Origin of the sequence: Micromonospora sp. NPDC049257 (assembly GCF_040678915.1) — a bacterium.
GTDB lineage: Bacteria > Actinomycetota > Actinomycetes > Mycobacteriales > Micromonosporaceae > Micromonospora > Micromonospora antibiotica.
The window spans coordinates 18,892-33,251 of the sequence record NZ_JBFAQU010000022.1; the positions used below are offsets into that span (position 1 = coordinate 18,892).

A 14,360-nucleotide genomic window follows, 5' to 3' on the forward strand; every position below is an offset into this window, starting at 1 on the left:
GACCGGGACCCGACCGGGGTGGGGATCAGTCGAAGATCGGGCCCAGCTCGCGGGACCGCTTCAGCTCGTAGAAGCCGGGGGTGCCGGCGACCAGCAGGACGCCGTCCCAGAGCCGACCGGCGGCCTCCCCCTTCGGCGACGGGGTGATGACCGGGCCGAAGAAGGCGACCTTCTCGCCGTCCGGGCCGGGGGCGTGCACCACGGGGGTGCCGACGTCGGTGCCGACCGGCCGCATCCCGGCCTCGTGGCTGGCCCGCAGCGCCTCGTCGTACTCGGTGGAGTCGGCGGCGTCGGCGAACGACGGGTCCAGCCCGACGTCGGCGAGCGCCGCGGTGATCATCTCCCGGCCGAGCGATTCCTTGCCGAGGTGGATCCGGGTGCCCATCGCGGTGTAGAGCTTCGCCAGCGTCGCGCCGCCGTGCGCCTGCTCCACGGCGATGCAGACCCGCACCGGCCCCCAACCCAGCTTCATCATCTCCTGGTACTGCTCGGGCAGTTCCCGGCCCTCGTTGAGCACGGACAGGCTCATCACGTGGTAGCTGATGTCCACCTCCCGGACCTGTTCGACCTCCAGGAGCCAACGGGAGGTGATCCAGGCCCACGGGCACAGCGGGTCGAACCACATGTCGACGGCGACACGTTCGGTCACGGTGGAGTCCCTTCGTGACATCAGGCACGTCGGCGGACCCGACGCGGCTGATTCGATCCTCACCCCGAACGGCATCGATCGGTAGCGGAATGAGAGCGTGACGTCGACCACCGCAGGGTCGGTGCATGGAAGACTCGGCTCGGGTCGCCGCCACGAGCGGCCGGCAGGGGCTGGCGCAGCCGGAAGGCGGCGAGAGTGGGATGGAGACGAAAGTGCCAGGAGTGCGCAACCTGACCCAGGTCGAGGCCACCGAGCGGGCCCGCCTGCTGGAGGTCACCGGGTACGACATCAACCTCGACCTGTCCACCGCGGTGCAGGCCGAGGGCCGCACCTTCCGGTCGGTGACCGAGGTCAGGTTCCGCTGCGCCGAACCCGGCGCCGGCACCTTCATCGAGACCGCCGCCGAGGCGGTGCACGCGGCCACGCTCAACGGCGAACCGGTGGACCTCGCCGGCTGGTCGGCCGAGAAGGGCCTGGCGCTGACCGGGCTGGCCACCGAGAACGTGCTCGTGGTGGAGGCCGACTTCGGCTACTCCAACAGCGGGCAGGGCCTGCACCGCACGGTCGACCCAGTCGACGGCGAGACCTACCTCTACAGCCAGTTCGAGACGGCCGACGCGCAGAAGGTCTTCGCCTGCTTCGACCAGCCCGACCTGAAGAGCGTCTACACCTGGCACGCCACCGTCCCGGCGCACTGGCGGGTGGTGTCCAACATGCCCGTCGAGCGGGAGGAACCGGCCGGCGAGGGGCTCAAGACCGTCCACTTCACCACCTCGGCGCGGATGAGCACCTACGTCACCGCGCTCTGTGCCGGGCCGTACCACGAGGTGCGCGACAGCCACGACGGCATCGACCTGGGGGTCTTCTGCCGGGCGTCGATGGCCCCCCACCTGGAGGCCGACGACCTGTTCCTGATCACCAAGCAGGGCTTCGACTTCTTCCACGAGCAGTTCGGGGTGCGCTACCCGCTGCCCAAGTACGACCAGCTCTGGGTGCCCGACTTCAACGCCGGCGCGATGGAGAACTTCGGCTGCGTCACCCACGCCGAGTCGCACTACCTGTTCCGCTCGCAGGTCACCGACTTCGAGTACGAGCAGCGGGCCAACACGATCCTGCACGAGCTGGCCCACATGTGGTTCGGTGACCTGGTCACCATGCGCTGGTGGAACGACCTGTGGCTCAACGAGTCGTTCGCCGAGTGGGCCAGCCACTGGTGCAACACCCACGCCACCCGGTTCTCCGAGGCGTGGACGACCTTCCTGTCGATCCGCAAGAACTGGGGTTACCGGCAGGACCAGCTCTCTTCCGCCCACCCGGTCTACTGCGAGATGCCCGACCTGGAGGCCGTCGAGGTCAACTTCGACGGCATCACGTACGCCAAGGGTGCCAGCGTGCTCAAGCAGCTCGTGGCGTACGTCGGTGAGGAGCCGTTCCTGGCCGGGCTGCGGGCCTACTTCGCCAAGCACGCCTGGGGCAACGCCACCTTCGACGACCTGCTGTCGGAGCTGGAGACGGCCTCCGGCCGGGAGCTGCGCAAGTTCGCCGCCCAGTGGCTGGAGACCGCCCAGGTCAACACCCTGCGCCCCGAGGTGACCATCGACGCCGACGGCGGCTACGAGCGGGTGCTGGTCCGGCAGGAGGCACCGGCCGGCCACCCGACGCTGCGTACCCACCGGATCGGGGTGGGCCTGTACGACCTGACCGAGGGCCGGCTGGTCCGCCGGGAACGGGTCGAGGTCGACGTCACCGGCGAGGCGACCGACCTGTCGGTGCTGCACGGCCGCCCGGCCGCCGACGTGCTGCTACTCAACGACGACGACCTGACCTACACCAAGCTGCGCCTCGACGAGCGGTCGATGGCGACGGTGGTGCAGCACATCGCCGGCTTCGACTCGTCGCTGGCCCGGGCGCTGTGCTGGACGGCCGCCTGGGACATGGTCCGCGACGCCGAGCTGTCCGCCCGCGACTACGTGGCGCTGGTGCTGGCCGGGCTGCCCGCCGAGACCGACATCAACCTGGTCACCGCCACCCTGCGGCAGGCCAGCACGGCGCTGATCTTCTACGCCGACCCGGCGTGGGCACCGACCGGCTGGGCCGGGCTGTCCCGGGCCGCGAAGGACGCGCTGGCGGCGGCCGAGCCGGGCAGCGGATTCCAGCTCGCCTGGGCCCGCGCGTACGCCTCGGCGGCCCGCGCCGACGAGGACCTGGCGACGCTGCGCGGCTGGCTGACCGGCACCGACGTGCCCACCGGTCTGACCGTCGACACCGAGCTGCGCTGGACGATCCTGCAGTCGCTGGTGGCCAACGGGGCGGCCGGCACCGCCGAGATCGAGGCGGAACTGGCCGGCGACCGGACGGCCTCCGGTGAACGGGAGGCCGCGTACGCGCACGCGCTGGTGCCGACCGAGGCGAACAAGGCGACGGTGTGGTCCCTGCTGACCGGCCCGGACGCGCTGCCGAACTGGCGTAACCGGGCGCTGTTGCAGGGGTTGACCCACCCGGCGCAGGTCGCGCTGGTCGCGCCGTACCGGGAGCGGTACTTCGCCACGGTGGCGCAGGTGTGGGCGCAGCGCGACAGCGAGCCGGCGCAGGAGTTCGTGCAGCTGGCGTACCCGGCGTACCTGGTCGAGGAGGAGACGGTGGCGGCCACCGACGCGTGGCTGGCCGGCGACGGCCACCCGGCGTCGCTGCGCCGGTTGGTGGCCGAGGGGCGCGACGGGGTGGTCCGGGCGTTGAAGGCCCGCGCGCGGGACGCCCGCAACGGCTGATTCTGGCGGCCCGGCCCGGGGCCGGCGCGGGTGGCAGCCCACGCCGACCCCGGCCGTTATCGTGTGTCGAGGAGGTGGACGTGATGGCACAGCCGACGTACGAGTGGCGGCCACCCGGGCGGGACTGGCGCGAACAGGACCTGTTCGACCTGCCCGAGGACGGTAACCGCTACGAGATCATCGACGGGAGTCTGCACGTGACCCCTCCGGCCGGGCCGTACCATCACGAACTCGCCGACGACATCCGGATGGCGCTGCGGCAGAGCGCGCCCACCGGCTGGCGGGTGATCCGGGAGATCGGGGTTCGGGTGCCGGCCGGCAACCTCATCCCGGACGTCACCGTGCTCAGGCCGGGCACCCCCCGGGACCGGATGTGGGCCGACCCCGCGGACGTCGCTTTGGTCGTCGAGGTGGAATCGCCCAACAGCCGCCGCCACGACCGGCTGACCAAACCCGCGCTCTATGCGGAGTCCGGCATTCCCGCCTACTGGCGGGTCGAGCGGGGCGACTTCGGTCCGGTCGTCTACCGGTACACCCTGGTCAAGGGGGTGCACTACAACCTGCTCGGCACGGTCGGCCCGGACGAGCCGGTGCCGGTCGACGAGCCGTGGCCGATGCGACTCGATCCCTCAGGCTGGCCCCGCTGAGCGCTGTCCACGCAGCAGGCCGCTGACCGGACCGGATCCGGTCAGCGGAAGCTGGACTACCGGGAGCACCCGGATGTGCCGGAGCCCGGTCCGCGTGCTGCGGGCCGGGCTCCGGACGGGTCAGCGGGTTGCGGGCGGGCTCAGGCCCGACCGGCGTGGCTGGCGAGCTGGTCGAGGCCCTGGATGATGCCGCCGGCCAGGTCACCGCCGCCGAAGGACGCCACCATGGACAGCGCGGCCAGCTTGACGTACGTGTCGGGGATGCGCTTGCGGGCGTACCGGCCGGTGACGACCTCCAGCTGGCGCTGGTTGGGCGACACGGCGATCAGCACCGACTTGTCCGGCTCGGCGAGCTGCCGGTGCAGCCGCTCGGCGTGCTCCCGGACCGGCTCGTCGAGACCTCCGACATAGACCGAGAAGACCAGGCCGCTGCCCTGGTCGGCCAGGCGCAGCGCCTCGTCGATGCGCAGCAGTTGCCGGGTCGAGAACGGCCCGTCCAGCACCTCGGGCGGGGTGCCCGTACCGGCCTGGTCGACCTGCTCACCAACGGTCACTTGCGCCTCCGGTTCCACCGGCCGGCGCCTCGATGCCGGCCTGCTGCTGCTTGTGGCTGGTCAGCGCCGGTGCCTGGGCGCCGGCGGCCAGGGCGGTGCCGGCCGAGTCGGCCAACTGCTCCGGGCGGCCCAGGAACCAGACCGGCGTGAAGTCGAAGCGTCGGCCCGGCCGGTAGCGCTTGGCGCCGCCGGCGCTGCCGTGGTTGGCGGCGAAGACCAGCCCGACGATCACCAGCACCACCGCCGCCGGGATGCCGACGAAGATCAGCAACGTGTCAGTGACAGACAATCCCAACGCCCCCAGGCGGTAAGAGAGACCAGAGCTTCCGGGTCGGGTGGACGATCGTGACAACGGGCTCCCGACTCCGCTGCCATTCACGTTAGCGGAGCCGACGCCCCGCGAGCCTGCGGGGTGCCGATCCCATCTGTCACTCCAGTGTTCCAGCGGCCCCGCGATGGCGACGAGTCGGGTCGAACCGGTCCCATCCTGCCGGTTCGGCACCCGATCGCGCCGGGACGACACGACCGGCACGGGTGTGGCGTGCGCCCCATATTCCGTCTGACATGACCCGGCCGGGATTGCCGGTCTCGGTGCCGGGACCCGGAGGATGGCCCGTACCGATCGGACGTTTTCGATCGATTCCGGTCCACCCACCCGCAGGGAGCCCCCGTGCAACCCGTGCCCGCCCTCCACGCCCACCCCGCCCGGCCCCGGTCCCGGTCCCGCCGGCCCTGGCCCCGACTGGTCACCCGCCCGCTGCTCGCGCTCGCCCTGGTCGGCGGCAGCGCGGTCGCCGCACCCGCCGCGACCGCCGCACCCGTCGACAGCCGGACGGTCGCAGCGGTCGCCGCCAATCCCTACGAGCGGGGCCCCGCCCCGACGACGGCCAGCATCGAGGCCACCCGGGGCCCGTTCGCCATCGCCCAGAGCACCGTCGCGGCGTCCGCCGTGAGCGGGTTCCGGGGTGGCACGATCTACTACCCGACCAGCACCGCCGAGGGCACCTTCGGCGCGGTGGCGATCTCCCCCGGTTATACCGCCAGCCAGTCCAGCGTCGCCTGGCTCGGCCCCCGGCTGGCCTCGCAGGGCTTCGTGGTGATCACCATCGACACCCTCTCCGTGTACGACCAGCCGGCCTCCCGGGGCACCCAGCTGCTCGCCGCGTTGGACTACCTGACCGGCAGCAGCGCGGTGCGGACCCGGATCGACCGCACCCGACTCGCGGTGATGGGGCACTCGATGGGCGGCGGCGGCAGCCTGTCGGCGGCGAACACCCGGCCCGCGTTGCAGGCCGCCATCCCGCTCACCGGCTGGCACACGGTCAAGAACTGGTCGTCGGTACGGGTGCCGACGCTGGTGATCGGCGCGGAGAACGACTCGACCGCCCCGGTGGCCTCGCACTCGGAGCCGTTCTACACCAGCCTGCCGGCGAGCCTGGACAAGGCGTACCTGGAGTTGAACGCGGCCGGTCACTCCGCGCCGACCTCGCCCAACGTCACCGTGGCGAAGTACAGCATCTCCTGGCTGAAGCGGTTCGTCGACGACGACACCCGCTACGAGCAGTTCCTCTGCCCGGCGCCCCGGGGCAGCGCGATCCAGGAGTACCGGGACACCTGCCCGCACTCCTGACCGCACACCGGCCGGTCCCGTCGCCCCGCCCGGCGGCGGGGCCGGCCCGTGGACCGGACGCGGTGCCGTGGCCCGCCGCGAGCGCGGGCCGCCGGGGTCACATCGCGGTGCGGGCCGACCACAGTTCGGGGAAGACCACCCGGGACATGCTGCGCTGCAACCAGGCCAGCCCGGCCGACCCGCCGCTGCCCACCTTGGCGCCCATGGTGCGCTGCACGGCCTTGACGTGGTTCCAGCGCCAGTCGCCGAACTGCTCGGCCACGTCGGCCAGCGCGTCGCCGAGCTGCCGCAGGTGGTTGTCCGGGCCGTCGTCGTCGTAGACCGCCACCCAGGCCGCCTCGACCCGGGGATGCGGCAGGTGCTCGTCGGCGACGTCCCGGTCGAGCAGCTCGGCGGGCAGGTCGTGACCGTGCCGGCCGAGCAGGGCGACCACCTCGTCCCAGAGGCTCGGCTCGGCCAGCGCGGCGTGCAGTTCGTCGTAGACCTGGGTCTGCCGGCGGAAGGGGCGGATCAGCGCCGGTTCGCGCAGCCCGAGCAGGAACTCCAGCTGGCGGTACATCGCGGACTGGAAACCGGAGCCCTCACCGAGCAGGTTGCGGAACCGGTTGAAGTCGGCCGGGGTCATCCAGCGCAGTCCGCGCCAGGCGGCGTTGAGCCCTTCCAGGTGCAGGGCGGCGCGGCGCAGCGGGGCGAGCGCCGGCCAGACCCGGTCGGCCCGCAGGTCGTCCCGGGCCTGGCGTAGCTCGTGGCAGGTCAGCCCGAAGTACAGCTCCATGATCTGGCTGACCATCAGGAAGGACATCTCCCCCGGGTCGCTGCTCAGCGGCTGCTGGAGGGTGTGCAGGGTGCTGGCGTGCACGTACGCGTCGTAGGGCACCCGGTCGGCGAACTCCAGGGTGGGTTCGCCGCCGTTGCGGGCGGCCCGGGCGCTGCGCTGCTGCGGGGTGACCGGGCGCACCGCCGGGGTGGTGGCGCGCGCCCGCAGGTCCGTCTGTTCCACCGTCTCGCCTCCTCCGATGCCTTGTCCGACATGATCTCCCGACGGGCCGGGGCGGTGGAATGCCGCTTTGACGGAGCTGAGCGACTTCCACTTCACGAACGAAAGGCACTTCGGCGGATCAGCCTGCCGAAGATAAGGTCGGTGCGTGGACGAGATGGACTGGGCCCTGCTGCGCGAGTTGCAGGCCGACGCGCGGCTGTCGTACAGCGAGTTGTCCCGGCGGGTGCACCTGTCCCCACCTGCGGTCGCCGAGCGGGTCCGGCGACTGGAGGAGTCCGGCGTGATCACCGGCTACCACGCCCATGTCGACCTGGCCCGCGCCGGCCGACCGGTGGTGGCGCTGATCCGGATGTCCTGTTACGGCTCGCGCTGCATCCTGCACGACCCGCAGGTCGTCGACTGGCCGGAGATCCAGGAGATCCACCGGATCACCGGGGACGCGTGCAGCGTGCTCAAGGTCGCCGCCGGCTCGATCGGGCAGTTCGAGGCGGTCATCGACCGACTCGCCCCGTACGGGCAGCCCTCCAGCACGATGGTGCTGTCCAGCCCGTTGCAGTGGCATCCGGTCACCCCGCTGCCGCCCACCCCCGCCCCCGGGCGGGCCTGAGTCCGGGTTTGCCCCCGGGCCAGCGGGAATGCAGGTCCGCACACCCGTCGCAGGATTCCGGCGAATCGTCGCCGGGAGGGGGGAATCATGCGGGGGCTCACTCTGCACCGTCGTGCCATCCACGCCGTACTCACGATGTTCGCCCTGGTCGGGGCATTCGTCCTGATGGCGGCCCCAGCGGCGCGGGCCGGCGAGAACACCTTCGTCGAGGTCACGCCGAACAGCGCGCAGGCCGGCACCCGGGTCACCGTCCGGGCCAACTGCGACAACGCCAACAACCAGCAGGCCACCGTGCACTCGGACGCCTTCGGGCGGGTGGTGCTGCGCCCCGGCAACGGCTTCCTCACCGGTGCGGTCACCATCCCGGGCAACAAGCAGGCCGGCGACTACCCGGTCGACCTGCGGTGCGCCAACGGCAACACCGCCTCCACCATGCTGACCGTGCTGAACATGGCGCAGCCGAGCAAGGGTCCGGCGACCGGCGGCGGTGGCATGGCGGGCGACCGGGGTGCCGGTTCGCTGCTGCTGGTCGGCGGGCTGGCCGTGGTCGCCGTGGTCGCCGGGCTCGGCGTCTTCGGCGGCAACCGTCGGCGGACCCGGCCGGGTTCCTGACCGCCCGCCGCCATGGCCCGTACCCGTCACCGTCGGCCCCGGCCGAGCGGCAACCGGATGCGGGCGGCGGCCCGGCGGACCGGGCGGGCCGCCACCCGCTGCCGCCGGGCCGCCGGCCGGGCCGCCGCCCGCGCCTGCCGGACCGCACGCCGCCTCCGCCGGGTGGCCGTCCGCTTCCGCCGGGTGGCCGGGCAGGCGTTCTCCGCCAGCGTGACCACCGCCGACCCGGTCACCCAGGCCCGTCCGGTACACCCGGTGCCCCGGCAACCGGCGTTCGGCGGCCGGTTCGCCGGCACCGGGCCGGGCCTTCCGGTGCTGGCGATCGCCGCCGTGATGCTGCTGATCGTGACGATGCTCGGGGTGGAACGGGTCACCGGACTGAGTGTCCTGCCGGACCGGTTCATCGCCGGCCTGCGTCCACCACCGAAGAAGTTCCCCGTGCTGTCGGGGAGCCCTCCGACGCAGATCGCCATCTCCCGGCTCGACCTGCGCGCCCCCGTACACCAGGTCGGCATCGCCGCGGACGGCAGCATCGCCGTGCCGGACGCCACCCGCGCCCAGGAGGCCGGCTGGTACGACCAGGGCCCCACCCCCGGCCAGTACGGCCCGGCGGTGATCGTCGGGCACGTGGACACCACCACCGGGCCGGCGGTCTTCCATGGGTTGAAGGAACTACGCGACGGTGACGAGATCGAGGTGACCCGCGCCGACCGTCAGGTGGCCGTCTTCACGGTCGACGAGGTGCAGCGGTACGGCAAGGAACGGTTGCCGACCGACCAGATATTCGGCGACTTCAGCCGCCCCAACCTGCGGTTGATCACCTGCGGTGGCCGCTGGGTCGGCGGCGCGACGGGCTACGCCGACAACGTCGTGGTCTACGCCACCCTGGTCCGGGCCCACTGACCGGTCGAGCAACCCCGGTCAGGCGGCCTCGGCCTCGCGCAGCGGGTCGCGCAGGTCCAGCCAGTCCGCCCAGCGGGGGTCCGGCGCGCGGTGGCCGAGCACCCGCCAGGCGTTGCCCTTCGGTGCCGCCGGCAGGCTGTGCAGCCGCCAGCCCAGCTCGGCGGGGGTCTTGTCGCCCTTGGTGTGGTTGCACCGGGCGCACGCGGCGACCACGTTCTCCCACGCGTGCCGACCACCCCGGCTACGCGGGAAGACGTGGTCGATGGTCTCGGCCGGCCCTCGGCAGTAGGCACACCGGCCACCGTCGCGGGCGAAGATGGCCCGGCGGGACAGCCCCACGTGGGTGCGGTAGGGCACCCGGACGAAACGGGTCAGCCGCACCACCGAGGGGACCGGTAACGCGTCGTGGGCGCTGTGCAGGATGCCGTCGCCGTCGGCGACACAGACAGCCTTGGCGGTGAGCACCAGGATCGCGGCCCGACGCACGGACACGACGCACAGCGGCTCGTAGGTGGCGTTGAGAACCAGCGCGCCGGAGCCCACCGTGGGTCGTATGTCAGGCATCGTGCTCACCCTCCCGGTCCAGCCGCTCCCACCGCTGGCTGCGCCGGTCGACCCCCGGGCAGCCGAGGGCCACGACCGACTCCGGCGGGATCACCGTCGTCCGTTGACGCCAATCGTCCCTGATCGGACCCCGTAATGCACGCACTAATCCGGGGTACCCGCGGAACCCTCCGCACGGTGTAGGAAGATGTCCGGTTCGACGTCGTACGATCATGGGCCGGGACTCCCCGGTGGGCCGGCCGTCGGCCGCCGCACCCGCTGCGGTACTAAGACAGGGTGAGCGCCCTCAGCCTGTCGACCGTCGTCCCGTCCGCCGCACCGAGCCCGGCGCCGAGTGGCAGCCCGGGGGCCGGGAGCGGCTCGGGTGCCGACTGTCTGGGCAGCACCTCCTGCGAATACCTGTACCGGCTGACCGGGTCGGCCTGGTTCGCCGAGGGCAGCTACTGGATCCTGCTCAAGCCGCTGCGGGTGGTGCTGATCCTGCTGCTGGCGTTCGTGGCCCGCTGGGCGCTGCACCGGACGATCGACCGGCTGGTCCGTACCACCGCGCACGGGTCGGTGCCCACGTTGCTGCGTCCCCTGCGGGAGCGGGTGCCGACGGCCGCGCTCGATCCGACCGAGTTCGTCCCCGAACGGCGTCGCCAACGGGCCGAGGCGATCGGTTCGGTGCTGCGCAGCATGGTCACCGCCTTCGTCTTCGGCATCGCCCTACTGATGATCCTGCGCGAGTTCAGCTTCGACCTGGCCCCACTGCTGGCCAGCGCCGGCATCGCCGGGGTGGCCCTCGGCTTCGGCGCGCAGAGTTTGGTGAAGGACCTGATCGCCGGGCTGTTCATGCTCATCGAGGACCAGTACGGCGTCGGTGACACGGTCGACCTGGGCGAGGCGACCGGGGTGGTCGAGTCGGTGGGGCTGCGGGTCACCACGGTCCGCGACGGGCGCGGGGTGCTCTGGTACATCCGCAACGGCGAGATCATCCGGGTGGGCAACAAGAGTCAGGGCTGGGCGCTGGTCGTGATCGACCTGCCGATCGGGTTCGCCGGCACCGAGGAGGCCAACGCGGTCCTGCGCACGGCCGCCGCCTCGGTCGCGATGGACCCGGACCTGGCCCCGGAGATCGTCGAGCCGCCCGAGGTGCTCGGGGTGGAACAGGTCACGGTCGACGGTGCGGTGCTCCGTACGGTGGTCAAGACCACTGCGGAGGGGCAGTTCGCGGTGGGCCGGGAGTTGCGCCGCCGACTCGCCGAGGCGCTGGAGAACTCGGGCATCACCGCGCGGATCGCCGCCGCCCGGCTCTATCCGGGACTGCCCCCGATGGGCACGACCACCTTCCCGGCGACCCCCGCCGGCTCCGGGCCGGCCGGCACCGGCCCGGCAGCACCCACCACCACCGGCCCGGCAGCACCCACCACCACCGGTCCGGCCGGGTCCGGCGGCACCGGGTCCGGCGACCGGACCTGACGACCACCGGGAAGCCGTCCGGCGGGCCCGGACCGGACTAGGGTCGGGGTCGGGGTCGGGGTCGGGGTCGGGGTCCACAGTGCCGGTCGACCGGTCGGGCAGGTCTCGCGGCACCTGCCCGACGGGGCGGATCGTGGGCTCCGCCCCTGGTGGACACACCTCCACCCGGTCGGCACCACCGTGCACACCGGCCCGAAAGTCGGGGCTCGCCTACCGGCCGGCCCCTCGGGTATCGTCCGTTCGTTCAGTCGGGGATGCGACGATCAATCCGTTCGCCCTAGTCAGTTGTCAGACGATCGGGCAGAATCCGGTGCACGCGTTCCCGGGAGCGTGATCACGTCATCGCTGATCCGCGAATCTGACGACGGGGCCCCGCCGGGCCATCACAAGTGGCCGGTGCCGGGGCCCGATGGAGGCGACGGTGTCCGACGATCGACCGGCCCCGGACCAACCGGCCACCTTCCGTGAGGTGTTCGGGCGGGCCGAGTTCCGAGCGGTCTTCACCGCCAGCATCCTGTCCTGGGTCGGCGACTACGTCGCCAAGGCCGCGGTCACCGTGCTGGTCTACCAGGAGAGCCGGTCAGTCGCCCTCTCCGCCGCCGCGTTCGCGGTCAGCTACCTGCCCTGGCTGGTCGGTGGTCCGCTGCTCGCCGCCCTCGCCGAACGCTACCGGCACCGGCAGGTGATGGTGACCTGCGACGTGATCCGGATGGTACTGACCGCCCTGATCGTGCTGCCCGGTCTGCCGGTCTGGGCGATCCTGGCCCTGCTCTTCGCCGCCACCCTGGCCAATCCACCCGGCCAGGCGGCCCGGTCGGCGCTGCTGCCGGCGATCCTCACCGGCGACCGGCTGGTGCTCGGGCTGTCGCTCAACGCCAGCGCCGGCCAGGCCGCGCAGGTGGTCGGTTACCTGGCCGGCGCGGCGGTCGCCGCGGTCAGTCCGACAGCGGCGCTGCTGCTCAACGCGGCCACGTTCGGCCTGTCGGCCCTGATCGTCCAGTTCGGCGTACGGGACCGTGAGCCCGCACTGAGCGCGGCCCACCGGACCCATCTGCTGCGGGAGACCGGTGAGGGCTTCCGGATCGTGTTCGGTACCCCCGTCCTGCGGGCGATCAGCCTGCTGGTGTTCAGCGCGATGCTCTTCTCGATCGTGCCGGAGGGACTGGCCGCGGCCTGGGCCGGCGAGCGCTCCGGCAACGGCCTGAACTCCGGTGCCGCCCAGGCCGTCATCATGGCGGCCAACCCGGTCGGCTACATCGTCGGCGGGTTGCTGGTGGGGCGGTTGGTGTCACCCGGCGGCCGGCTCGCCCTGATGCGCCCGCTGGCGGTGCTCGCCCCGTTGGCGCTGGTGCCGGCGCTGCTGAATCCTCCGCCGGTGGTGGTCGCCCTGCTCGCGGCGGCCTGCGGCTTCGCGGTCGCCGGGCTGATCCCGACCGCGAACGGCCTCTTCGTGCGGGCCCTGCCCAACGGCTACCGGGCCCGCGCGTTCGGCGTGATGGCGACCGGGATCCAGGTGATCCAGGGCGGTGCGGTGCTCGCCACCGGCCTGCTCGCCGACCGTTTCTCGGTCCCGGTGGTGGTCGGGGTGTGGAGCGCCGCCGGGGTGGTGCTGATGCTGTTCACCGCGTTGCACTGGCCGGACCGCACGACGGTCGACGCCGCCGTGAACGCCGCCGACCGGGCCAACGCCGGCACCGGCAGGCCCGCCGAGGACCGGCCCGACAGCACGGCGACACGGCCCGGGGAGCGGGCCCCCCAACGGCACGCTGTGACGTGATCGGCCGGCGGGCGGCGGCCGTGGCACCGGCACACCTGGCAGGATGAGAGGGTGACCTCCGCAGGCGAATCCCGGCCCGTTCCGCAGGCGACCCTCTTCGACGCGGTCGGTGGTGAGCCCACCTTCCGCAGGCTGGTCGACAGGTTCTATGCCGGTATCGCCGCCGACCCGCTGCTGCGTCCCATGTACCCGGAGGGCGACCTCGGGCCGGCTGCCGAGCGGATGACCCTGTTCCTGATGCAGTACTGGGGCGGCCCGAACACCTACTCCGCCCAGCGGGGGCATCCCCGGCTGCGGATGCGGCACGCACCGTTCCGGATCGGGGCGGCCGAGCGGGACGCGTGGCTGAGCCACATGCGCCGGGCGGTGGACGAGTTGGCGCTGCCACCGGAGCTCGCCGCCACGCTCTGGGACTACCTGGAGCGGTCGGCCTACTTCATGGTCAACGTGATGGAGGACCCGGCCGCCCGGTGAACCGGCGGGGGCGGGTCCTCCGGTCGCCCGTCAGAGCAGGGCACCCTCGTCGTGCAGCCAGTCGACGAAGGTGGTGGCCACGGCCGCCCCGCAGTCCAGCATCTCCACCAGCAGCGCGTCGTGCGCCCCGGCGCCGAGCGGCACCTGCAACTCGGCGTAGATGGGCAACTGGCCGCGCTCGGTCGGGTCACCGATGTAGGCCTTGCAGAACCGGCGGGTGTGGTTCCACTCGTTGACCACCCGGTAGGCCCGGTCGGCCCAGTCCGGCGGGACGGTCGCGTGCGGACGGGCCCGCATCACCAGGATCTCGTCCTCCGGGCCTTCGAGGGTGACCAGCACCGCGTGCCGCTCCCACATGGCCAGCAGGTTGCCGTCGCCGTCGGCGAGGTAACGCACGTCGAGCAGGTCGAGTGCGTCGCACACCCGGGCCAGGGTGACCGGTGCCACGGAGACGGGTCGGTCGGTCACCACGGGCCGCTCGGTGTTGGGGCAGTCCTCCGCCGGTTGGCGGGGAGCCGGTGGCCCCACCCGGGGGCTGTCCACCGAGATCCCGCTTCGAGTTTCCGTGTCGCCGCCAGCGGCGGGACCAGGGCGCCATGACCACCACGGCATCGCTCGCGCACCTCACTCCCCAGCGGATCCAATCGCCTACGGTGCGTTGGATCCGAGGATGGACGGTACCCGGACAGCCGGGTTGAGACACCCCCCCAACGG

At 72.5% G+C, this 14,360-nt stretch carries 14 protein-coding genes and 1 pseudogene; 9 read left to right on the forward strand and 6 right to left on the reverse strand.

What is annotated here, in order from left to right:
- Positions 1–25: 25 nt before the first annotated feature.
- The gene (locus AB0K25_RS24970) at positions 26–649 is read right to left on the reverse strand and encodes a DsbA family protein (RefSeq protein WP_357534900.1); all 624 of its coding nucleotides are present in this window, start codon (positions 647–649) and stop codon (positions 26–28) included.
- Between the two features lie 221 nt (positions 650–870).
- Between AB0K25_RS24970 and pepN the strand changes: the two genes are divergently transcribed.
- Complete coding sequence (pepN, locus tag AB0K25_RS24975) at positions 871–3,417, forward strand: aminopeptidase N (RefSeq protein WP_363823086.1); 2,547 nt, start codon at positions 871–873, stop codon at positions 3,415–3,417.
- 83 nt (positions 3,418–3,500) lie between these two features.
- Positions 3,501–4,064: a Uma2 family endonuclease gene (locus AB0K25_RS24980; protein WP_219464340.1), complete on the forward strand. Its 564-nt coding sequence runs from the start codon at positions 3,501–3,503 to the stop codon at positions 4,062–4,064.
- 140 nt (positions 4,065–4,204) lie between these two features.
- On the opposite strand, the gene AB0K25_RS24985 is transcribed toward AB0K25_RS24980, so the two are convergent.
- On the reverse strand, positions 4,205–4,618 hold the full coding sequence (locus tag AB0K25_RS24985) for a DUF5130 family protein (RefSeq protein WP_219464342.1): 414 nt from the start codon (positions 4,616–4,618) through the stop codon (positions 4,205–4,207).
- Complete coding sequence (locus AB0K25_RS24990) at positions 4,605–4,889, reverse strand: hypothetical protein (RefSeq protein ID WP_208570488.1); 285 nt, start codon at positions 4,887–4,889, stop codon at positions 4,605–4,607. Before AB0K25_RS24990 ends, AB0K25_RS24985 begins: the two co-directional genes overlap by 14 nt.
- Before the next feature lie 399 nt (positions 4,890–5,288).
- Here AB0K25_RS24990 and AB0K25_RS24995 point away from each other — a divergent pair, with 399 nt between their 5' ends.
- Complete coding sequence (locus AB0K25_RS24995; RefSeq protein ID WP_308290888.1) at positions 5,289–6,248, forward strand: alpha/beta hydrolase; 960 nt, start codon at positions 5,289–5,291, stop codon at positions 6,246–6,248.
- Positions 6,249–6,345: 97 nt separating this feature from the next.
- Here the strand turns inward: AB0K25_RS24995 and AB0K25_RS25000 are convergent, their stop codons facing one another.
- Positions 6,346–7,248 (reverse strand): tryptophan 2,3-dioxygenase family protein, encoded by a 903-nt coding sequence (locus AB0K25_RS25000; RefSeq protein ID WP_219464344.1) that lies wholly within the window; start codon positions 7,246–7,248, stop codon positions 6,346–6,348.
- Positions 7,249–7,393: 145 nt separating this feature from the next.
- Between AB0K25_RS25000 and AB0K25_RS25005 the strand changes: the two genes are divergently transcribed.
- The 3 genes from AB0K25_RS25005 to AB0K25_RS25015 all read left to right on the forward strand — a co-directional run bounded on the left by AB0K25_RS25005 (position 7,394) and on the right by AB0K25_RS25015 (position 9,370).
- A complete protein-coding gene (locus AB0K25_RS25005; protein WP_208570459.1) occupies positions 7,394–7,855 on the forward strand; it encodes an Lrp/AsnC family transcriptional regulator in 462 nt (153 codons plus the stop codon).
- Between the two features lie 87 nt (positions 7,856–7,942).
- Positions 7,943–8,467 (forward strand): hypothetical protein, encoded by a 525-nt coding sequence (locus AB0K25_RS25010; RefSeq protein ID WP_255597709.1) that lies wholly within the window; start codon positions 7,943–7,945, stop codon positions 8,465–8,467.
- 57 nt (positions 8,468–8,524) lie between these two features.
- Complete coding sequence (locus AB0K25_RS25015; protein WP_363823088.1) at positions 8,525–9,370, forward strand: class F sortase; 846 nt, start codon at positions 8,525–8,527, stop codon at positions 9,368–9,370.
- An 18-nt stretch (positions 9,371–9,388) separates the two neighbouring features.
- On the opposite strand, the gene AB0K25_RS25020 is transcribed toward AB0K25_RS25015, so the two are convergent.
- Positions 9,389–9,934, reverse strand: a complete 546-nt coding sequence (locus AB0K25_RS25020; protein ID WP_208570457.1) for an HNH endonuclease — start codon at positions 9,932–9,934, stop codon at positions 9,389–9,391.
- Between the two features lie 276 nt (positions 9,935–10,210).
- Between AB0K25_RS25020 and AB0K25_RS25025 the strand changes: the two are divergent.
- The 3 genes and pseudogenes from AB0K25_RS25025 to AB0K25_RS25035 all read left to right on the forward strand — a co-directional run.
- Positions 10,211–11,245: pseudogene (locus AB0K25_RS25025) on the forward strand (mechanosensitive ion channel family protein); the annotation flags it as partial.
- Positions 11,246–11,804: 559 nt separating this feature from the next.
- Positions 11,805–13,172, forward strand: coding sequence for an MFS transporter (locus AB0K25_RS25030; RefSeq protein ID WP_208570456.1), 1,368 nt, complete (start codon positions 11,805–11,807; stop codon positions 13,170–13,172).
- Positions 13,173–13,223: 51 nt separating this feature from the next.
- On the forward strand, positions 13,224–13,646 hold the full coding sequence (locus AB0K25_RS25035; RefSeq protein WP_357534907.1) for a globin: 423 nt from the start codon (positions 13,224–13,226) through the stop codon (positions 13,644–13,646).
- A 30-nt stretch (positions 13,647–13,676) separates the two neighbouring features.
- Here AB0K25_RS25035 and AB0K25_RS25040 read toward each other — a convergent pair whose 3' ends face one another.
- Positions 13,677–14,258, reverse strand: coding sequence for a YbjN domain-containing protein (locus AB0K25_RS25040; RefSeq protein WP_208570454.1), 582 nt, complete (start codon positions 14,256–14,258; stop codon positions 13,677–13,679).
- Positions 14,259–14,360: the final 102 nt, after the last annotated feature.

Bases quoted from the DNA above. Each gene is read 5' to 3' on its own strand.
- AB0K25_RS25020 (WP_208570457.1), bottom strand. From the start codon at position 9,934: ATGCCTGACATACGACCCACGGTGGGCTCCGGCGCGCTGGTTCTCAAC.
- AB0K25_RS25040 (WP_208570454.1), bottom strand. From the start codon at position 14,258: ATGCCGTGGTGGTCATGGCGCCCTGGTCCCGCCGCTGGCGGCGACACG.
- AB0K25_RS24980 (WP_219464340.1), top strand. From the start codon at position 3,501: ATGGCACAGCCGACGTACGAGTGGCGGCCACCCGGGCGGGACTGGCGC.
- AB0K25_RS25015 (WP_363823088.1), top strand. From the start codon at position 8,525: ATGCGGGCGGCGGCCCGGCGGACCGGGCGGGCCGCCACCCGCTGCCGC.
- AB0K25_RS25010 (WP_255597709.1), top strand. From the start codon at position 7,943: ATGCGGGGGCTCACTCTGCACCGTCGTGCCATCCACGCCGTACTCACG.
- AB0K25_RS25030 (WP_208570456.1), top strand. From the start codon at position 11,805: ATGGAGGCGACGGTGTCCGACGATCGACCGGCCCCGGACCAACCGGCC.